The 19,893-nt window shown below is 60.3% G+C and carries 19 protein-coding genes and 1 tRNA gene; 13 read left to right on the top strand and 7 right to left on the bottom strand.

Annotated elements, in window-relative coordinates; all coding sequences use genetic code 11:
* Nucleotides 1-98: 98 nt before the first annotated feature.
* From BMZ35_RS13250 to BMZ35_RS13230, 5 genes are all read left to right on the top strand, one after another.
* On the top strand, nucleotides 99-650 hold the full coding sequence (locus tag BMZ35_RS13250; protein WP_093094333.1) for a cold-shock protein: 552 nt from the start codon (nucleotides 99-101) through the stop codon (nucleotides 648-650).
* Nucleotides 650-1,129: a DUF192 domain-containing protein gene (locus tag BMZ35_RS13245; RefSeq protein ID WP_093094332.1), complete on the top strand. Its 480-nt coding sequence runs from the start codon at nucleotides 650-652 to the stop codon at nucleotides 1,127-1,129. Before BMZ35_RS13250 ends, BMZ35_RS13245 begins: the two co-directional genes overlap by 1 nt.
* A 123-nt stretch (nucleotides 1,130-1,252) precedes the next feature.
* Nucleotides 1,253-1,329: transfer RNA gene (locus BMZ35_RS13240), tRNA-Pro, on the top strand.
* A 567-nt stretch (nucleotides 1,330-1,896) separates the two neighbouring features.
* Nucleotides 1,897-5,580, top strand: a complete 3,684-nt coding sequence (locus BMZ35_RS13235) for a vitamin B12-dependent ribonucleotide reductase (RefSeq protein WP_093094331.1) — start codon at nucleotides 1,897-1,899, stop codon at nucleotides 5,578-5,580.
* A 12-nt stretch (nucleotides 5,581-5,592) separates the two neighbouring features.
* Nucleotides 5,593-5,991: a hypothetical protein gene (locus BMZ35_RS13230; RefSeq protein WP_093094330.1), complete on the top strand. Its 399-nt coding sequence runs from the start codon at nucleotides 5,593-5,595 to the stop codon at nucleotides 5,989-5,991.
* 173 nt (nucleotides 5,992-6,164) lie between these two features.
* Here the strand turns inward: BMZ35_RS13230 and BMZ35_RS13225 are convergent, their stop codons facing one another.
* A complete protein-coding gene (locus tag BMZ35_RS13225; RefSeq protein WP_093094329.1) occupies nucleotides 6,165-6,635 on the bottom strand; it encodes an RNA polymerase sigma factor in 471 nt (156 codons plus the stop codon).
* A 277-nt stretch (nucleotides 6,636-6,912) separates the two neighbouring features.
* Here BMZ35_RS13225 and BMZ35_RS13220 point away from each other — a divergent pair, with 277 nt between their 5' ends.
* Nucleotides 6,913-7,158: an EF-hand domain-containing protein gene (locus BMZ35_RS13220; protein WP_093094328.1), complete on the top strand. Its 246-nt coding sequence runs from the start codon at nucleotides 6,913-6,915 to the stop codon at nucleotides 7,156-7,158.
* A gap of 85 nt (nucleotides 7,159-7,243) precedes the next feature.
* On the opposite strand, the gene BMZ35_RS13215 is transcribed toward BMZ35_RS13220, so the two are convergent.
* The 4 genes from BMZ35_RS13215 to soxR all read right to left on the bottom strand — a co-directional run bounded on the left by BMZ35_RS13215 (nucleotide 7,244) and on the right by soxR (nucleotide 11,357).
* Entirely contained in the window at nucleotides 7,244-8,785 is a 1,542-nt protein-coding gene (locus BMZ35_RS13215) for a trimethylamine methyltransferase family protein (RefSeq protein WP_207502974.1), read from the bottom strand.
* Nucleotides 8,786-9,004: 219 nt separating this feature from the next.
* A complete protein-coding gene (locus BMZ35_RS13210; protein ID WP_093094326.1) occupies nucleotides 9,005-10,180 on the bottom strand; it encodes a pyridoxal phosphate-dependent aminotransferase in 1,176 nt (391 codons plus the stop codon).
* A gap of 107 nt (nucleotides 10,181-10,287) precedes the next feature.
* Nucleotides 10,288-10,776: a MaoC family dehydratase gene (locus tag BMZ35_RS13205; protein ID WP_207502972.1), complete on the bottom strand. Its 489-nt coding sequence runs from the start codon at nucleotides 10,774-10,776 to the stop codon at nucleotides 10,288-10,290.
* A gap of 104 nt (nucleotides 10,777-10,880) precedes the next feature.
* Nucleotides 10,881-11,357: a redox-sensitive transcriptional activator SoxR gene (soxR, locus tag BMZ35_RS13200; RefSeq protein WP_093094325.1), complete on the bottom strand. Its 477-nt coding sequence runs from the start codon at nucleotides 11,355-11,357 to the stop codon at nucleotides 10,881-10,883.
* A 78-nt stretch (nucleotides 11,358-11,435) separates the two neighbouring features.
* Here soxR and BMZ35_RS13195 point away from each other — a divergent pair, with 78 nt between their 5' ends.
* On the top strand, nucleotides 11,436-11,810 hold the full coding sequence (locus BMZ35_RS13195; protein ID WP_093094324.1) for a VOC family protein: 375 nt from the start codon (nucleotides 11,436-11,438) through the stop codon (nucleotides 11,808-11,810).
* Nucleotides 11,811-11,939: 129 nt separating this feature from the next.
* Here BMZ35_RS13195 and BMZ35_RS13190 read toward each other — a convergent pair whose 3' ends face one another.
* Entirely contained in the window at nucleotides 11,940-12,284 is a 345-nt protein-coding gene (locus tag BMZ35_RS13190; RefSeq protein WP_093094323.1) for an MmcQ/YjbR family DNA-binding protein, read from the bottom strand.
* A gap of 223 nt (nucleotides 12,285-12,507) precedes the next feature.
* Here BMZ35_RS13190 and cysS point away from each other — a divergent pair, with 223 nt between their 5' ends.
* From cysS to BMZ35_RS13170, 4 genes are all read left to right on the top strand, one after another.
* Nucleotides 12,508-13,938, top strand: coding sequence for a cysteine--tRNA ligase (gene cysS / locus BMZ35_RS13185; protein WP_093094322.1), 1,431 nt, complete (start codon nucleotides 12,508-12,510; stop codon nucleotides 13,936-13,938).
* A gap of 88 nt (nucleotides 13,939-14,026) precedes the next feature.
* On the top strand, nucleotides 14,027-15,655 hold the full coding sequence (cimA, locus tag BMZ35_RS13180) for a citramalate synthase (protein ID WP_093094321.1): 1,629 nt from the start codon (nucleotides 14,027-14,029) through the stop codon (nucleotides 15,653-15,655).
* Nucleotides 15,655-16,365 carry a class I SAM-dependent methyltransferase gene (locus BMZ35_RS13175; protein ID WP_242654794.1) on the top strand — a complete coding sequence of 237 codons (711 nt, stop codon included), beginning with the start codon at nucleotides 15,655-15,657 and terminating at the stop codon, nucleotides 16,363-16,365. The genes cimA and BMZ35_RS13175 overlap by 1 nt, the downstream gene beginning before the upstream one ends.
* Nucleotides 16,362-17,144: a squalene/phytoene synthase family protein gene (locus BMZ35_RS13170; protein ID WP_093094320.1), complete on the top strand. Its 783-nt coding sequence runs from the start codon at nucleotides 16,362-16,364 to the stop codon at nucleotides 17,142-17,144. The genes BMZ35_RS13175 and BMZ35_RS13170 overlap by 4 nt, the downstream gene beginning before the upstream one ends.
* A gap of 79 nt (nucleotides 17,145-17,223) precedes the next feature.
* Here the strand turns inward: BMZ35_RS13170 and BMZ35_RS13165 are convergent, their stop codons facing one another.
* Entirely contained in the window at nucleotides 17,224-18,432 is a 1,209-nt protein-coding gene (locus BMZ35_RS13165; protein ID WP_093094319.1) for an MFS transporter, read from the bottom strand.
* Between the two features lie 94 nt (nucleotides 18,433-18,526).
* On the opposite strand from BMZ35_RS13165, the gene BMZ35_RS13160 reads away from it, so the two are divergent.
* Entirely contained in the window at nucleotides 18,527-19,159 is a 633-nt protein-coding gene (locus tag BMZ35_RS13160) for a DNA-3-methyladenine glycosylase family protein (protein ID WP_093094318.1), read from the top strand.
* The gene (locus BMZ35_RS13155; protein WP_093094317.1) at nucleotides 19,156-19,821 is read left to right on the top strand and encodes an alpha/beta hydrolase; all 666 of its coding nucleotides are present in this window, start codon (nucleotides 19,156-19,158) and stop codon (nucleotides 19,819-19,821) included. The genes BMZ35_RS13160 and BMZ35_RS13155 overlap by 4 nt, the downstream gene beginning before the upstream one ends.
* Nucleotides 19,822-19,893 lie beyond the last annotated feature (72 nt).

The raw sequence follows: 19,893 nt of genomic DNA, 5'->3' as shown, positions 1-19,893 counted from the left end.
CACGTGACGTGAATTGCAAAGCCTTGAAACAAGGTGCGTTTTGACCTTGCAGCGGGCAGGTGAATGCCCCAGAGTCCGCCCCATCATGGGGATGATAAATGACTAAGGTTGAGACTTTGGCGCAAGCAGAAAAAGGCGCCACGAGAATCGTTGGTGAGGTTAAGTGGTTCGATCCGGTAAAGGGATTTGGATTCGTCGTGGCCGAAACAGGAGGCCCGGATATTCTGCTGCACGCGAACGTGTTGCGGAATTACGGGCAAAGCTCGGTCGCGGATTCCGCGCGGATCGAAATCTCGGTGCAGGAGACCGAGCGGGGTGTGCAGGCGGTGGAAGTGTTCCGCATCGATCCGCCAATGCACCAGACCACCGTTCCGCTGACGGATTTTCAGGAAATGGACGAAGAGTCCATTCGCGCCGCGCCGCTCGAACCGGCGCGGGTGAAGTGGTTCGACAAAGGCAAGGGCTTTGGCTTTGCCAATGTATTCGGCAGATCCGAGGACATTTTCCTTCACATCGAAGTATTGCGGCGTTCGGGATTGGCCGATCTGCAACCGGGCGAGGCACTGGCATTGCGGGTGATCGACGGCAAGCGTGGCCGTATGGCGACAGAAGTGCTTGCGTGGGAAAACGCGGTTTCGCTGGACGATTGATGCTGCGGCGTACCTTGGTTGGGCTGGTGGCGATGCTGACCCTGTGGTCAGTCTCGCCAGTTTTGGCCGAGGGTGCCTGCACGCCGACATCTCTGGAGATTCGCGGTGACTGGGGGCAGGCGCGCTTCAATGTCGAGGTTGCCGATACCGAACGGGCGCGGGCGATCGGTCTGATGTACCGTGAAAGGCTGCCGCGAAGCGCCGGGATGCTTTTCGTCTACGAAGAAACCGGACCGGTGTCGTTCTGGATGCGGAACACGCTGATCCCGCTTGATATGCTGTTCGTCGACCAGTTCGGGGTCATCAGCCATATTCACCACGATGCCGTTCCACTGGACGAAACCCCGATTCCGGGGGGCAGGGCGGTGCGATACGTGTTGGAGATCAACGGTGGGCTGGCAAAAGCGCTGGGGATTTCGGTAGGGAGTGAAATGCGCCACCCGGCCATGATCCAGAGCATCGCGAAATGGCCTTGTTGAGGCGTGCCTCCTTTGATCCGAGGCATGGGGAAGGTGGGGCAGGCTGAAACCTCGCGCTGTTTTCCGCGGAGCGCTTTTTAGGCTTTTCAATCCGGCGCGGCTTGGCTAAACAGCGCCACGGTCCGGGGCGTAGCGCAGTCTGGTAGCGCACCTGTTTTGGGTACAGGGGGTCGCAAGTTCGAATCTTGCCGTCCCGACCAGTTCATTCACATCATGAAAAAACATCCGACGCGGCGCGCGAATCGCCCGCTTCGTAGGCAGTGATTGTGACGAAAACATCTCTGTGACATATATGTTGTGTGACACGCGCAGTTATCCCCAGATGTTGTGGATATCTACGGCCGGGTCAGGCCTCATCCGGATTTTTGGTTAGGTTCCAACAGCTTCTCCGGGGTGGTTGAAATACTGCCTGAACCCGGGGCTGTGGATGTTAACCTTTGGAATCGGAAACCGGACCCGATGGGTCAAGAAAGGCCGAACAGGTCAACAGCCAAAATCTCAAAAATCGGTAAATAAATCCGTTGACCCATTAGGGGTGAATACGTCAGGTTGTGGGGGCGGTTCCGGAGAGCCACTAGATATAGTGGGGTGGGGCCGGATAGGGACAGACAGCACTTACATTCCGCTTGGCCGGGACAAAGAAAGCGACACATCTCGTGATGGGGCGCTCGGGGATACTTGTCGCTTATTCGACCCGCTTGGGGACCGCATCAATGGCGCGCGCAAGACGCGTGGATGGGGACACTAAGCTGGGACGTGAGGCAGCGATGAAAATCGAAAGAAGATTTACCAAGGCAGGGCAGGACGCATACGCGGAGCTGGATTTCGTGACGACGGAATCCGAGATTCGGAATCCCGATGGTACGATCGTGTTCCGTCTGGATGAGGTTGAAGTTCCGGCAAGCTGGAGCCAGGTGGCCAGCGACGTGATTGCGCAGAAATATTTCCGCAAGGCTGGCGTTCCAGCTTCCATGAAGAAGGTGCGCGAAAAGGGTGTTCCAGAGTTCCTGTGGCGCTCGGTACCCGCAAATGACAACACCGAGATAGGCGGCGAAACCAGCGCGAAGCAGGTTTTCGACCGTCTGGCCGGTGCTTGGACCTACTGGGGATGGAAAGGCGGTTATTTCTCGACGGAAGAGGATGCGCGCGCCTATTTTGATGAGATGCGTTATATGCTCGCGACACAGCGGGCGGCGCCGAACAGCCCGCAGTGGTTCAACACCGGCCTGCATTGGGCCTATGGCATCGATGGACCGGGGCAGGGTCACTATTATGTGGATTACAAGACCGGCAAGCTGACCAAGTCGAAATCGGCCTATGAGCATCCGCAGCCCCATGCCTGCTTTATCCAGTCGGTTGCCGACGATCTGGTGGGTGATGGCGGCATCATGGACCTGTGGGTCCGCGAGGCGCGTCTGTTTAAATATGGATCTGGTACCGGCACCAACTTCTCGTCGCTGCGGGCGGACGGGGAATCGCTTTCGGGCGGTGGCAAGTCGTCGGGCCTGATGGGATTCCTCAAGATCGGTGATCGGGCGGCAGGCGCGATCAAGTCGGGCGGCACCACGCGTCGCGCGGCCAAGATGGTGATCGTTGATGCGGACCACCCCGATATCGAGGAATATATCAACTGGAAGGTCAAGGAAGAGCAGAAGGTTGCGAGCATCGTGGCCGGTTCGAAGATGCACGAGCAGAAGCTCAACGGCATTTTCGCAGCGATCAAGGCATGGGACGGCGCCGAGGCGGATGCCTATGATCCAAAGGTGAACGAAGGGCTGAAGGCGGCCATTCGCGACGCGAAAAAATCCATGATCCCCGAGACTTATGTCAAGCGGGTGCTAGATTACGCCAAGCAGGGTTATGCCAGCATCGAATTCCCGACCTATGACACCGATTGGGACAGTGAAGCCTATGCGTCTGTGTCGGGCCAGAACTCGAACAACTCGATCCGCGTCACCGACGCCTTTCTAAAGGCCGTCGAAGAGGATGCCGATTGGGAGCTGATCCGTCGCACCGACGGTACCGTGGCCAAGACCATCAAGGCGCGCAAACTTTGGGAAGACGTGGGCCATGCGGCATGGGCCTGTGCCGACCCCGGCATCCAGTACCATGACACCGTGAACGCATGGCACACCTGCCCGGAAGATGGAGAGATCCGCGGCTCGAACCCGTGTTCGGAATACATGTTCCTTGATGATACGGCCTGTAACCTTGCTTCGATGAACCTGCTTTCGTTCCTGAAAGACGGCGAGTTCCAGGCCGAGGATTACATCCACGCAACGCGTCTGTGGACCGTCACTCTGGAGATCTCGGTGACGATGGCACAGTTCCCGTCGAAAGAGATCGCGCAGCTCAGCTATGACTTCCGCACGCTGGGTCTTGGTTATGCCAATATTGGCGGGCTGCTGATGAACATGGGCTATGGCTATGACAGCGACGAGGGCCGGGCGATGGCTGGGGCGCTGACCGCGATCATGACCGGTGTGGCCTATGCGACAAGTGCCGAGATGGCGAGCGAGCTGGGCGCGTTTGATGGCTATGCCCGTAACAGCGGTCATATGCTGCGGGTGATCCGCAACCACCGTAACGCGGCCTATGGCAAAACAGAAGGCTACGAAGACCTCGCAGTCAAGCCGGTGGCGCTGGATCATGGCAACTGCCCGGATCAGAAGCTGGTGGCGCTTGCGCAATCCGCGTGGGACGAGGCGTTGAGCCTTGGTGAGAAACATGGCTATCGCAACGCACAGACCTCGGTGATCGCGCCGACCGGCACGATTGGTCTGGTCATGGATTGTGACACCACCGGGATCGAGCCGGACTTTGCGCTGGTCAAGTTCAAGAAGCTGGCTGGTGGCGGATACTTCAAGATCATCAACCGCTCGGTGCCTGCGGCGCTTGAGAACCTTGGCTATTCGTCGAGCCAGATCGAGGAAATCGTGTCTTATGCGGTGGGTCATGGCAGCATCGGCAATGCGCCGGGGATCAACCACACGTCGCTGATCGGGCATGGCTTTGGCCAGAACGAGATCGACAAGATCGAAGCGTCGCTGGGCTCGGCCTTTGATATTCGCTTCGTGTTCAACCAGTGGACGCTGGGCGAAGAGTTCTGCACCAATGTGCTGGGCATCCCCAGCGAGAAGCTGAACGATCCAAGCTTTGATCTATTGGCGTCGCTGGGCTATTCCCGCGCGGATATCGAAGCGGCGAACGACCATGTTTGCGGCACGATGACCCTAGAAGGCGCGCCGTTCCTCAAGGAAGAGCACTATCACATCTTTGACTGTGCCAACCCTTGCGGGAAAAAAGGCAAACGTTATCTGAGTGTTGAAAGCCATATCACCATGATGGCCGCGGCCCAGTCGTTCATTTCAGGTGCGATCAGCAAGACGATCAACATGCCCAACGATGCCACCATCGAAGACTGCCAGAAGGCCTATGAGCTTTCGTGGTCGCTGGGCATCAAGGCGAACGCGCTTTATCGCGATGGCTCGAAGCTGAGCCAGCCGCTGGCGGCGGCGCTGGTCGAGGATGACGACGAGGCGGCAGAGGTGCTGGAAAGCGGCTCGATGACAGAGAAGGCCGCTGTTCTGGCCGAGAAGATCATCGAGAAAATCGTGGTTAAGGAAGTGGCCCGTGGCCGCGAGAAAATGCCCGAACGCCGCAAGGGGTACACCCAGAAAGCCATTGTGGGCGGCCACAAGGTCTATCTGCGGACCGGGGAATACTCGGACGGCAGCCTGGGCGAAATCTTTATCGACATGCATAAAGAGGGCGCCGGGTTCCGCGCCATGATGAACAACTTTGCCATCGCGGTGTCGGTTGGTCTTCAGTATGGCGTGCCACTGGAGGAGTTCGTGGATGCGTTCACCTTCACCAAGTTCGAACCGGCAGGCATGGTTCAGGGCAATGACAGCATCAAGAATGCGACCTCTATCCTTGACTATATCTTCCGCGAACTGGCCGTGAGCTATCTCGACCGGACAGACCTTGCCCATATCAAGCCCGAAGGCACGACCTTTGATGACTTGGGCCGTGGTGAGGAAGAGGGTGTTTCAAATGTCAGCGAGCTGAGCGAGAGCGCGGCGTCGCGGTCGCTGGAGGTGCTCAAACAGATCTCGTCGACGGGTTATCTGCGCAAGCGTCTGCCGCAGGAACTGGTGGTGCTGAATGGTGGCGGCGCCGGTGGCGCGGTTCTTGGCGGAGTGGCCGATCCGGTGGCAACCCTGCAGACATTGGTGCCCGAAACGGCGACGGCTACGGGAACGGTGGCGGCGATGAGCACAACCACGACCGCCGTGGCAAGCGGCTCGGTCAGCATGGATGCGCGCACAAAGGCCAAGATGCAGGGCTATGAGGGCGATCCCTGTGGTGACTGCGGAAACTACACGCTGGTGCGCAACGGCACCTGCATGAAATGCAACACTTGCGGGGCAACCAGCGGGTGCAGCTGAAGGAGTCCAACAATGAGTAGCGGGATAAAAATGAGAAACGTTGGCAGTGCCAGCTTTTCGGATGTGCACATTGACGGCTTCGAAACTGGTGTGGACGCAAAAGATGTAGGCAGGCTGGCAATGCGTTCCGTCAGTGTAGTTGAGGCAATAACTGCGTTCAAGTTGGACACGATTTCCGAACTGGAAGTTTCGGAAACAACGTTGACTTCGCGAGTTGAGAAACTGGTGTCGAAACTTGAGAGTCATCAAGAAACGAAGGAACTTCTGAAGAATGCTAGAGAAGAACTGGCGACTGCCAGCGGCACTCAGGATGCTGTTGACAGACTAAAGCGAAGTGGGTTGGGGAGATGGCTTGCAGGTCAGCAATTCGTTGCATGGCTAACTCTGGCAGTCGCACTTATGCCTTCTTAGAAAGAGATCCCGGGGGGGAACCTTGGGTAGGGGGCTCCGGCCCCCGACGAAACACAGAGACACGGGGCGGGTGCGCTCGCCTCGACGACATTCAGGCCGCAGGCAAAAAACATCGAGCGGTATATAGAGTGAGCCTGAATGGCGAAACTGGGGGGCGGGACGCCCCCCATTTTTTATGCGTCGGTCAGATCGCGCAGCCGTGCGCGGGCGCGGGCCAGACGGGAGTTCACGGTGCCAAGGGGCAACCCGGTCAGCATGGCGATCTCCTGCGGGCTTTCGATGCCATCCCGCACGAGGCGCAGAAGAGATGCGTGATTTTCGGACAGGGCGTCGATGGCGGCGAGTGTTTCCTTGATCGCAAGCAGATCACTGGCATCGGTTTCGGTAATGGACATGTGATCCTCAAGTTCTTCGGTTTCGACCTGTCGTCGCCAGCGGGACCGGGTGAGGTTGCGCAGGGTGGTCATGGCGTAGGCTTCGAGATCGCGGATGTCGCGGTCCTCGGACAGGTGCGCGCACAGGCGCAGCATGGTTTCCTGAACGAGATCCTCTGAATCCGGACCAAAGCGGCGCGCGCGCTGCTCGAGCTTGGGCCTGAGTTGGGCGATCTGGGCCGGGATATTTGGGGATAGGCGGCTGTCCATGGGGTGGTGCTCCGAAGCTTGATATTGTTGCGGCGCAACATGACGCGTTGGAACCCATTGAAAAGATGGGGGTTTTCCGCCGGTGGCCGGACGAGGGGCTTTTTGGGCAATCGCTTGCCCATAGGTCTGGCTGAAAATGGCGGGTTTTGGCCGGTTGCCGTCGGGCCCAACCTGTTGAGGAACGCAAACCGCGTTTGCAGTGTCCTACCTAGTGAAGGCGCCACAGCGGCGTTTTCGATCCGAAAACAAGACATGATTGAAAACAGGAGAACCTGAAATGAAACGTATTGCGATGACCGTATTGATGACTTTGGCCGGGGCTTCGCTTCCCGTTCTGGCAGTTGCTATGGGCGCGGATGCAGACGGTAACGGCGTGTTGAGCATGGAAGAAGTCAAGGCGATGTATCCTGAGATCACCGAGTCGGTGTTCGCCGAGATTGATGCCGACGCAGATGGCGCCTTGTCCGAAGCGGAGTACGAAGCGGCGGTGAAGGCGGGCCTGCTGCCGTCCTCGGACGGGTAATTCGATTGGCGCCCCGGTCGCCCACCCTTATCCCAAGATCGGGGTCCAGTTGGGCCGGGCATGCGAGGACATGCCCGGCCTGACATCATTTTCTGGGCAGGTGAATGTTGAACCGGTCGCGCAGGGCACGATCAATATCTTCCGGGAAGCACGCGGCCGACGCTTCGGACAGGATCTGTTCCTTGCGAGCCGTGGCCTTGGCGATTAGGTCGGGTTTGTCCTTCTCTGCCCATTCTTTGGGTGAGGTTCGGTCCGCAAGAGATGGATAAACATGATCTTTTTGCATGCGCCCCAAAGTGGCATCCGTGCCGAGGTAATGCCCGGGCCCGCCCATGCAGACGGCGCGAACCTGATCGAGTGCAAGGGTGTCGTCATCCACTTCGATGCCGCGCACACATCGCAGGGCCTGTCCGATGAGATCGTCGCTGAGGATCAGGGACTCGTGGCAGAAACCCAGAAGCGAGGCATGCATGCCTGCCGCTTCATAGACCATGTTGAGGCCCGAGAGCCCGGCCATGACGTTGGAACACATCTGCTCCCAGCCGGCCTGCATGTCGGGCAGCTTGGAATCCGATGCACCGCCTGCCGCGCCACCGGGCAGTCCATAGAACTTGTGCATCTGGGCACAGCCTGCCGACAGAAGCGCCTGTTCGCCGGACCCCACTGTCATGGCGCCGGTCCGCAGGTCGAGGCCAAAGGGCCAGGTGCCAAAAATAGCCGGATGACCGGGCGTGATGGCGTTGACATAGACGAGGCCCGCGAGGCATTCGGCGGTGGCTTGCATGATGGCCCCGGCGATGGTTGACGGGGCAGTGGCGCCGGACATGCCCGCCGAGAGCAGAAGCACGGGCATGCCGCCGCGAATGCAGGCTTCCATCACCTCGCAGGATTCAGTTGCGAATTTCATCGGCGGCACAACGAAACAGTTGGAATTGCTGACAAAGGGCCGTGCGCGCCATGCGTCTTCTCCGCCCGCAATCATGTGCAGCATCTCGAACGCGTCGGCGACATAGCTGGGATCGGTGAACGAAGTGCCTACGTGTTTCGTGGTGCCTGAACAGCAGGCATAGATGGTGTTGAGGTCCATCTCGCGGTTGTCGGGGATGTCGCGGGCCACCATTGGGCGCTGAACGAAATGGATATTGTCGAGCACATCGCAGATGCGCGCCGCATCGTGCAGGTCCTGTACCGTGCTTTCGCGATAATTGCGCCCCAGTCCGTCAACCATGTGGACTGCGGCGCCAGCTGTTCCGAAATGGACGCGATGCCCGGAAAGATGGAGATCATTTTCCGGATTCCGCCCGGGTAAAGTGATTTCTTTACAGGCTTTTGCGAGCGTATCTTCAACCAGCGCGCGGGGGAAGCGCAATCGGCCATCGTCGCCCAGTTCCGCGCCTGCGGCGGTCATGATGTCGATACCGCTTTGCGGGGCATCGGCGAGGCCGATCTGTTCCAGCGCATCCAGAGCGGTTTCGTGAATGCGCTGCATCTGCGCATCGGTCAGGGGGCGGTACTGGCCGCCTTCGAGGCCGGGGCGCACGGGGCGCACATTCGCGGCGAGCGGCGCGGCGCGGGCGGCGCGGCGGGCGGAGCGTCCGCCGGAACGGCGGGAGGCTGGGGTGGTCATTTTTTGTGGTATCCTCGGTTTAACTGCTTGTTTTATTTTTAAAAAGCAGTTCTGGGGCGTCCGCGCGCGGCACGTCCGCGTTCGGCTCCGATGGTGAGGATCACCAGTTGAATTTTGCTTCGATCACCTTGCATCGTGTCTCCTCTTGGGGGAAGCGTGCATAGGCGACGACGGGTTGTCTGACATGTTTACGACATATGTCGTTTTTGGACCTTGAAGTCAGGTGGCAAGGCTGATCGCGTGGTCCACCAGGGTTTGCAGGGACGCGGCAAAACGCGAGTCATCCACCGTCATCGCGACGCGGACATGACCCGCCGCGGACGCGCCGAAGCTTTCGCCAGGCATGACCGCGATGTGATGCGCATCAAGCAGGGAATGGGCGAAGTCCTCGCCCGAGAGGCCGGTCGCGCGGATGTCGAGCATGAGGTACATCGCGCCTTGCGACGGGATCATCCCCACCGTGTTCTGCCCCGCAAGGATAGCCTGCGCGAGGTCGCGGCGACGGCGGAATGGCTCGGCGATTTTCTCTTCGAGTTCAACGCCTTGGGCCAGCGCAAACTCGGCAGCATCCTGAATGAACCCGGCCACGCCATAGGTGGTGTGTGTAGCCAGGTTGATCAAATGATCGACCACGTGTTCGGGCGCACAAATCCAGCCGATCCGGCTTCCTGTCATGGCGTGGGATTTGGACATGGAGCCAATGACCAACGTACGATCTGCCATGCCGGGCAGGGCGCGGGGGCTGATGTGCTGTCCGTTCCAGATCTGCGTGTCATAGACCTCGTCCGAAATCAGCCAGAGGTCATGCGCGATCGACGTTTCGGCAATCCCGGTCAGCGTTTCGCGATCATAGACCGTGCCAGTCGGGTTGTTGGGGGTATTGATCAGAAGCGTCGCGGCGCCCTTGGCCGCTTCTGCCGCGATGGATTCGGACTGGGGCAAAAAGGCCTCGCGCGCGCGGGTCGGGATGGGGACGGGAATGCCTCCGACACTGCGGATGGTTCCGGGATAAGTGGCGTAATAGGGGTCGATGAAGAGCGCGCGATCCCCGGCGTTGCAGGTGGCGAGATGGGCGGCAAATAGCGCCGACTGTCCCCCCGGAGTGATCAGGATGTTGCGATAGGTGGTCGCAACGCCTGTGCGGTCCTGAATGCGGGCGGCGACGGCCTTGCGCAGGGAGGTGATGCCCGGAACGATGGCATAGCCCGTGTGCCCACCCGTGGCTGCCCGATCCATCGCGGTGAGGATCGCAGGATCCGTGCCAATGTCATGTTCACCGATGGTCAGTTCGGTCACGGAAGTGCCTTCGGAGATCAGGCGGCGGGCCTTGTAGAAAACGTCCCAGCCGTCCGAACCGCCGCCGGTAATGTTGGTAATTCTCTGGGAAAGCTGCATTTCAGGGTCCGACAATTGAGGGAGGTTCGCTCTCAGGGGGGCAGAGGCGCCGGGATTCGTCAAATGAGAATTTGTGATTGGCCGGATCGCGACCCGTCATGCCGGGGTCAGCCAGCTGCAGAGTGGCCCGGGGTGCTGCGGGGGAAGATACCCTTGCTGGTGAATGTCATCACCTGATCGCCGTTCTGGTTGCTGACGATGGTGCGGCTTGTCACGAAACCGATTTCGGGGCGGCTTTGCGAGGGTTTCGTGGCGAGAACGGTCATCTCGACGCTGAGCGTATCGCCCGGATAGACCGGCTTCATCCATCGCAGGTCGTCAAGACCGGGAGAGCCGAGGGACCGGCCGCGGGTTTCCATGTCTTCAACCATCATGGCCATGGTCATGGCACAGGTGTGCCAGCCGCTGGCACAGAGCCCGCCGAAAAGCGAGGACTTGGCCTTTTCATCATCGAGATGGAAAAATTGCGCGTCGTATTTCGAGGCGAACTCGATGATCTCGTCCCGCGTAACTTCGTAGGCGCCAAAGCGGCGGACCTGGCCCACTTCGAAGCTTTCGAAGGGGATGAAGGGGATTTCGTCCGGGGAAGTCATCATGATGCTCTCGGTCCTCGTCTGGAAGTCTTCGGATGAGGGTGCAGAAGCGCAAGCGCAGGGACAAGAGGGTACGGCGGGACGTGACGCCGCGTTTTGGCGGCTGTTCAGGGCGTTTGGGGCGGCGGCGTGTCTCCCATCAGGTAGCGTGGTCCGGTGCCACGGGTGCGGGCGCGGTCGTCAGGGTTGTAGAGCTTGCAGTTCTGCAAGGAGAGGCAGCCACAGCCGATACAGCCGTCAAGCTTGTCCCGGAGCGCGGTCATCTGCGCAATCCGGGCGTCGAGATGGTGGCGGAAGCGGGCCGAGATACGTTCCCAGTCGCGCTTGGTGGGGGTGCGGTTCTGCGGGAGCGTTTCAAGGGCGGCGCGGATTTCGGCGATCGAAAAGCCGAGGTTCTGCGAAATCATGACGAAAGACAGGCGCCGGATGTCGGCGCGGTCGAAACGACGCTGGCCACTGTCGGCGCGAAACGGGTGGACGAGACCCTGTTCCTCGTAGAATCGAATGGCCGACGGGGCGAGTCCCGTGCGGGCAGAAATGTCGCCGATACTCAGACCATGTTTTCGTGATGCACTGTTTTTCATGGAAAATTTACATTTGACTTCAAGTTAACTTGAGAGATTACGCTTGGATGAATGAAAAAGCAATCGAAAGGACGAGCCATGAAACTTGAACATGTGAATATCTGTGTGCCTGACGCCAAGAGCCATGCGGCGGTGTTGATGGACCTGTTTGGCTGGAAGGTGCGCTGGGAGGGGCCGGCCAAGGATGACGGGTACACGGTGCATGTGGGCGACGATGAGAGCTATCTTGCGTTGTACACACCGGCATGGGCGCTGAAGCCCGAGGCGCAGCGCTATCATCATCAGGCAGGGCTGAACCATGTGGGGGTGGTGGTCGAGGATCTCGATACTGTGGAAGCGCGTGTCAAGGCGGCCGGATACATGCCGCATAGTCACGCGGATTACGAGCCGGGGCGCCGGTTTTACTTCGACGGGCCGGATGACGTGGAATACGAGGTGGTCAGTTATGACTGAGTGGATGATTTTGGGGCGGCGCACGCGGGCACGGCTGATGCTTGGGCAACTGCCCGTGGGCAGTTGCGTTCATGAGTCGGGCGGGGTGTGCCAGATGGTCCCGGTGTCAAAGCTGCCGGGACGGGAAGCTCAGTCGCGGGGCGGAAGGGCGTCCTGGCGCTTTTTCGGCAAGCTGGCCCGGATCGTGTCATATGACGCGTGGATGCGGTGGGCCAGCTCATCGGCCTCGGCATCCAGCGGCAGGTGAATCCAGCTGCGATGAAAATACGGGGCCTTGGTGCCGACCCCGGCGTCGATCAGCATTTGCGCGGTGTCGATGTCGGGGGTCTTGACCGAGACCCCGGTGCCTTGTGCACCGATGGCGGCAAAGATCTTGTCTCCGACTTTCCAGACGTCATGGCCCGGGCCAAAGGGCTCGGACCATTGGGCGCCGGGCAGGGCGCGGCAGATGGTATTGATGGTATCACGGCTCATTGTGGGACAGTGCCTGTGGGCGCGTGCCCGGGTCAAGCCTTTGGCGTCTTTGATCTTGACCGGGCGGTCTCTCTGGTCTTAAGGGTGGGATCATGAAGACTGCACGCACCATTATTATCTGCTGCATTCCCTGCTGAGACAATTGGCGGGCCGTTCTTCTATTTCCAACATGATCTGAAGTTGTTAAGCCCGCCGCGAGCGTAACTGCGCGTGAGGACGAGACATGACGACGATCAGACTGCACAATAACAGAACCCGCAGGAAAGAGGTTTTCGAGCCGATTGATGCGCAGAATGTGCGGATGTATGTCTGTGGGCCGACAGTTTATGATCGGGCCCATATCGGCAACGCGCGCCCCGTGGTGGTGTTTGACGTGCTCTACCGGTTGTTGCGCCATGTCTATGGGACCAAACACGTCACCTATGTGCGCAATTTCACCGACGTGGATGACAAGATCAACGCCCGCGCCAAGGAAAGCGGGCGCGCGATTGGCGAGATCACGGCGGAAACGACGCAGTGGTATCTGGATGACATGGGCGCGCTTGGGGCGCTGGAGCCGAACGCGATGCCACGTGCGACCCAGTACATTCCCCAGATGGTGGCGATGATCGAGAAGCTGATCGCGGATGGTTATGCCTATGAGGGGGACGGTCATGTGCTTTTCCGTGTGCGCAAATACGCCAAGTACGGCGCGCTGTCGGGGCGGTCGGTCGATGACATGATCGCCGGCTCGCGGGTCGAAGTGGCGCCCTATAAGGAAGACCCGATGGATTTCGTGCTCTGGAAGCCGTCGAGCGCGGACCTGCCGGGCTGGGACAGCCCGTGGGGACGGGGGCGTCCGGGGTGGCATATTGAGTGCTCGGCGATGTCTTATGAGTTGCTGGGAGAGTCGTTCGACATCCACGGCGGCGGCAATGACCTGATGTTCCCGCATCATGAGAACGAGGTGGCGCAGAGCTGCTGTGCCCATCCCGAGGGCGAATTCGCGCGCTATTGGCTGCACAATGAGATGCTGCAGGTCGAAGGCAAGAAGATGTCCAAGAGTTTGGGCAACTTCTTTACCGTGCGGGATCTGCTGGATCAGGGGGTGCCGGGCGAGGTAATCCGGTTCGTGTTCCTGTCGACGCATTATCGAAAGCCGATGGATTGGACGGCGAAAAAGGCGGCGGAGGCCGAAGCGACGTTACGCAAGTGGCGTTCAATGGCGAATCCCGCGGACGAGTCAGGTCTGCCCGATCAAAGAGTCGTTGACGCAATTGCGGATGATCTGAATACGTCGGGTGCGATATCTGTTTTGCACGAAATGGCCAAATCGATTCAATCGCGTCAAAGGATCGACGTCGATCAAGCGGAGGTCGCTAATTTTGCGGCATCAGCCCGATTGCTTGGTCTGCTTTCTGACAATGCCAACATGGGTGCATGGGTCTTTGGCGGAGCAGTAGAAGCAATGTCTGTCCCACTATTGCTGAAAGACTTAGAAGCTACCCTTTCCGACATTCGTGTCAAGGCTATGGAAACTAAGGATTTCTCGGAGGTGGATCGGCTCAAGGCGGCGTTGGCTGCGGCGGGAGTCGAGGTGCGGATGAGCAAGGCTGGTGTGGAGTTGCTGCCTGCGGCCGGGTTTGACGCGGCCAAGCTGGAGGGTCTGTTGTGAAAATCGCGCAAGGGGGCGCTGCCCCCGTCACACGGAGTGCGACTCCCCCGGAGTGTTTTTGGCAAAATGAAGAAGCGGGTGTGACGGGATGAAAGAGCGTTTGTATATCTACGACACCACGTTGCGCGATGGGCAACAGACGCAAGGCGTGCAGTTTTCAACGCCGGAAAAGATGCAGATCGCCGCTGTGTTGGACGGGCTTGGGGTCGATTACATCGAGGGCGGCTGGCCCGGGGCGAACCCGACGGATAGCGAGTTTTTTGACGCCCGGCCCAAGTTGAAGGCGACATTTGCGGCCTTTGGCATGACCAAACGCGCCGGGATGAGTGCCGAGAATGATGATGTTCTTGCCGCCGTGATGAACGCCGGGACACAAGCGGTTTGTCTGGTGGGCAAGACGCATGATTTCCACGTTGAAACCGCGCTGGGGATCACGCTTGAGGCAAACACCGAAAATATATCGCGGTCGTTGGCCTATCTTGTCGCCCAGGGGCGCGAGGCGCTGTTTGACGCGGAGCATTTTTTCGACGGCTACAAGGCCAATCCCGCCTATGCATTGGAGACGGTAAAGGCGGCCTTTGATGCGGGGGCGCGCTGGGTTGTGTTGTGCGACACCAATGGTGGCACGCTGCCGGCGGAGATCGGGGAGATCACGGCGGCGGTGATCGGTGCGGGGATTCCCGGCGATCATCTGGGCATTCACACCCACAACGATACCGAGAATGCCGTGGCCGGGTCACTGGCAGCGATTGACGCGGGTGCACGGCAGGTGCAGGGGACGCTGAACGGGTTGGGGGAACGCTGTGGCAACGCCAACCTGACAACGCTGATCCCGACGCTGTTGCTCAAGGAACCTTATGCCAGCCGGTTCGAGACCGGGATCGCGGTTGAGAAGCTTTCTGGGCTGACGCAGGCGAGCCGGTTGCTGGACGACATCCTGAACCGTGTGCCGGTCAAGCAGGCGCCCTATGTGGGTGCGAGCGCCTTTGCGCACAAGGCCGGGTTGCATGCCAGTGCGATCCTGAAGGACCCGACGACCTATGAGCATGTTGCGCCGGAAGTGGTGGGCAACAGCCGGATCATTCCGATGTCGAACCAGGCGGGCCAGTCAAATCTGCGGCGCCGGTTGAGCGAGGCGGGGCTTTCGGTTGAAAAGGGCGACCCGGCGTTGGGACGCATTCTGGACGTGATCAAGGCGCGCGAGGCTGATGGGTATTCCTATGATACGGCGCAGGCCAGCTTCGAGCTTTTGGCGCGCGAAGAACTGGGGCTTCGGGAGCGGTTCTTCGAGGTGGAGCGCTATCGGGTGATTTCCGAGCGGCGGCGCAATGCGCGGGGGCATCTCGTGGTGGAATCCGAGGCGGTTGTGACCGTGCAATTGCCCAGTGGCGAGAAGCGGACCTCGTTCTTCAAGAACGAACACGCGCAGGAGATGAGCGACGACGGCCCGGTGAACGCGCTGTGGCAGGCGCTCAAGCAGGACCTGGGGCCGTATCAGAGCCTGATTGACGATGTGCGGCTTGTGGATTTCAAGGTGCGGATCACCAATGGGGGGACTGAGGCGGTCACGCGCGTGATCATCGACTTTGAGGATGATGCCGGGCGGCGATGGGCCACGGTGGGCGTGTCGGCCAATATCGTGGACGCATCCTTCGAGGCATTGCTTGAGGCGTTGAACTGGAAATTGACGCATGACGGGGCGGTGCGGGCGGTCTGATGGATATGGAGGCGTTCTTTGCCCTGCATTTCGACCTGCCGCGCGAGGGGCCGGGAACGGAGGCAGATGTGGCCTGGGCCTGTCAGCTTGCGGGAGTTGGGCGCAATGCAGCGATGCTGGATGCGGGTGCGGGACCGGGGGGCGATGTGAACGCTTTGCTGGCCGCCGCACCGGAAGGATCGGTTTTGACCGTGGACAGCCATGCCGGGTTTACCAAAACCGCGCGGGCCCGATTTGCCGGGGATGCGCGGGTGACTGCGCGGACCGGAGATATGATGGCGCAGTCGGGGCCGTTTGATCTTATCTGGTGCGCCGGGGCGATCTATTTCATTGGTGTCACCGAGGCACTTAGCGGCTGGCGGTCTTGTCTGGCACCGGGCGGTGCGGTGGCCTTTTCGGCCCCGTGTCTGTTTCAGGACGCCCCACCGGAGGCCGTTGTCGATCTGTTCGAAGGATATCCGGTGCCGAATGCGGACGGGCTGGCAGCACAGGTTGCGGCTGCGGGTTTCACGCTCTTGGGAACGCGCGTGGTGAGTGATGCGGGCTGGGAGGCCTATTATCAACCAATCGAGGCGCGGATTGCAGAGCTTCGGCCGGATGCGGATGCTGCGCTGGTCGCGGTGCTGGATGAGGCGGCGACCGAGATTGCGACGTGGCGTGCGTATCGAGACGCGTTTGGATACCTGATCTGCGTGGTTCAACCAGAATGAGTAACGGAGTGACAGACGATTTTGTAGCTTGCGCCGGTCTTGTCGAACGGGGCGATCCGGACCGGTTCCTGGCGGCGATGGCCGCGCGGCCCGCGGCGCGGGACGTTTTGTTTCCGATCTACGCTTTCAACATTGAAGTGGCGCGTGCCCCGTGGGTGACGCAGGAGAGCATGATTGCCGAAATGCGGCTTCAATGGTGGGCCGATGCGCTTGACGAGATTGCAACGGGCGGCGTGGTGCGTCGGCATGAGGTGGTCACGCCGTTGGCGCTGTCGCTGGATGCGGCAGGGGCCGAGGTGCTCGGGGCGCTGGTGGAGGCCCGCCGTTGGGATATCTACCGCGACCCGTTTCAAGATGAGGCCCATTTCGCGCGCTATCTCGACGCCACGGCGGGCGGGTTGATGTTCGTGGCAGCACGCGCCCTTGGGGAGGTCCCCGAGGATGTGGCGCGCGATATCGGCGTGGCGCTTGGGCTGGCCAATTGGTTGCGTGCAATCCCGGCGCTGGAATCCCAGAAACGGGTGCCGTTGGTGGATGGTCGCCCGGAAGCCGTGGCGGCTTTGGCTGAGGATGGATTGTCGCGGTTGAAACGTGCGCGTGCAAGACGAGGAGACGTGAGCTCTCAGGCGGGGCAGGCGTTTCTGGCGGCGTGGCAGGCCGAGGGACTTCTGAAGCAGGCCGCCGAGGAACCCGGGCGCGTTGCAGAAGGCGCTCTCGGGCTGAGCGAATTTGCGCGCAAGGCCGGGTTGATGGCGCGGGCTCTGAGCGGGCGTTGGTAAAAAGGGGGGCGGTGCCCCCCGTCGCCAAAGGCGACTCCCCCCCGGGTATTTTTGGAAAAAGAAAGTGCGCTGGTTGCGTTCAGTTTTCCTGAGGGCGGAGCACCAGCCAGATCAGGGCCCCGCCAGCGAGCATCAGGAAAGGCGCCATGGCGAGGTTGACGCTTGTCCAGCCGGTAACGGCATCGCCACCGGAACAGTTCATCAACCCACCCGACGCCAAGGACGCCACGGTCACACCGCCAAAGACGATCAGGTCATTCATGCCCTGCATCCGGCCGCGTTCGTGTGGTTCATGCGCGCCTGCAAGCATGGTCGTGGCGCCAATGAAGCCGAAGTTCCAGCCGACACCCAGAAGGATCAGTGCGACAAAGAAGTTTTCGAGGTTCACGCCCTGAAGCGCGACGGCGCCCGCACCGGCGAGGATCAGCAGGCCGGAGGCGACGATCTTTTCCACGCCAAAGCGGGCGATCAGGTGGCCGGTAAAGAAGGATGGTGCGAACATGGCAAGCACATGGGCCGTGACCACGTCGGCGGCATTGTTCTGGTCGAAACCACATCCGACTACGGCGAGGGGCGTCGAGGTCATAACAAGGTTCATCAACGCATAAGAGACCATGGCGCAGATTACCGCCACCGCGATGCGGGGCGTGGTGATGAGTTGCCAGCGGGTGCGGCCCTGAGGTGCGTCTGCGGCGGGGGCCTTGGGTTTGGGGATGTTGATGAACAGGAACAGCGCCGAGCCGATCACGTTGATCAGGATCACGCCGAGGTAGGTGCCCATGAAGGGGATCACCATGCTGTCCGCCGTCACCTTGACCAGTTGTGGGCCGATAATGGCCGAGGCCAGCCCGCCTGCCATGACATAGGAAATGGCCTTGGGGCGATAGTCGTCGGAAGCGGTGTCGGCCGCAGCAAAGCGGTAAAAGCCCTGTGCGCTCATGTAGATACCGGTCAAGAAGGACCCAACGAGGAAGATCGTAAAGGAGTTCTGGTAGAGACCGAAAGCGCCGATCGCGCCGCCCAGAGCACCGCCGGCGGTGCCGACGAAAAAGCCGACGCGACGGCCATATCGTTGCATGATGGTCGAGAGCGGCGTGGCCGCGAGCATCGAGCCAACCACGATCAGAGAAATCGGCAGCGTGGCAAAACAGGCATTGGTCGCCAGCGATTGCCCGGCCAGCCCGCCTATGGTGAAAATCATCGGCATCTGGGCGCCAAGAAATGCCTGGGCCAGTACCAGAATCAGCACCGTGCGGCGCGCTTTGCTGTCGTCAATATCGTGGCTCATGGGCAAAGCGTTAGCTTGTTAAGCGATGAAGGTCCAGAGGTTGCCGATGTCGCACGGGCGGGCTTATGGTGGCGGGCGCGACAGGGAGCAGTGAATGGGTGTTGGGCGGATCATCAAAACGGATGCCTGTGTGGCGGAAGGGGCGGCCTGGCTGGCCGCGCAAGACGCGCGTTTTGCGCGCGCTTTGGATGAGATCGGGCCGTTGCCGTTGCGGCTGCGCTCGGACGGGTTCGAGCAGCTATTGTCTGCGATTATCAGCCAGCAGGTAAGCGTTGCCTCGGCGCAGGCGATTTGGCGGCGGCTTGAGGCCGCGCGCTTGACCGGGCCGCGCAAAGTGCTTTGGGCCAGTGAAGAGGATTTGCGGGCCTGTGGTCTCAGCCGTCAGAAAATTCGCTATGCCAAGGCGCTGGCCGAGGCGCGGATTGACTACCCGGCGCTGCGCGAGGTGCCGGATGCCGAGGTGGTGTCGGTTTTGACGGATGTGACGGGGATCGGGCTTTGGACGGCTGAGGTTTATGCGATGTTTTCGCTGGGGCGTGCAGATGTGTTTGCGCCGGGCGATCTGGCGCTACAGGAGGCCGCGAAACTGTTGTTTGAGCTTGAGGCCCGGCCGAGTGAACGGGCGCTGCGCGCCATGGCCGCAGAGTGGACCCCGTGGCGATCGGTTGCGGCGCGGCTTTTGTGGGCGTACTACCGGGTGGTCAAGGACAGGGAAGGGATACGATGACTCGCGTTTTGCAGACAGGCCGCAAAGAGCCGAAATCCGGCACCACAAGATCAGCAGTGATCTTTTTGCACGGCTATGGGGCCAATGGGGCCGATCTTTTGGGTCTGGCCGATCCTTTGGGAGAGCATCTGCCCGATACCTTGTTCCTCTCCCCTGATGCGCCCGAAGAAATTCCGGGGATGCCGTTTGGCCGTCAGTGGTTCCCGATCCCATGGATCGACGGGTCTTCGGAAGAGGAAAGCGAACGGGGCATGCGGGCGGCGGTTGACGATCTCAACGCCTTTCTGGACGCGGTGATGGTGGATGAGGACCTGTTGCCGGAACAGGTGGTTCTGTTCGGCTTCAGTCAGGGCACGATGATGAGCTTGCATGTCGGGCCGCGCCGCGAAGACGCGTTGGCGGGAATCGTGGCGTTTTCAGGTCGTTTGATGTCACCTGAGTTGCTGGAGGACGAGGCCCGGACAAAGCCGCCGATCCTGCTTGTGCATGGCGACATGGACGATGTTGTACCGGTGCAGTCGCTGCCCGAGGCCGCCGAGGCGTTGCAGAAGGCCGGATTCACGGATGTCTATGCTCATATCATGAAGGGTACGGCACACGGGATTGCGCCGGATGGATTGAGCGTGGCCTTGGCCTTCATGCGCGACAAGTTGCATTTGTAAGCGCTTGCCGCGCATGATGATCCGTCATGCGTCTGTTACGAAACCGCTTTAGCTATTGTGATGTCCGCCATA

The sequence above is a fragment of the Shimia aestuarii genome (genome assembly GCF_900114635.1).
Taxonomy (GTDB): Bacteria; Pseudomonadota; Alphaproteobacteria; order Rhodobacterales; family Rhodobacteraceae; genus Shimia; species Shimia aestuarii.
Note: the sequence above shows the minus strand (reverse complement) of the source record. Positions and strands in the feature narration are given on the sequence as shown.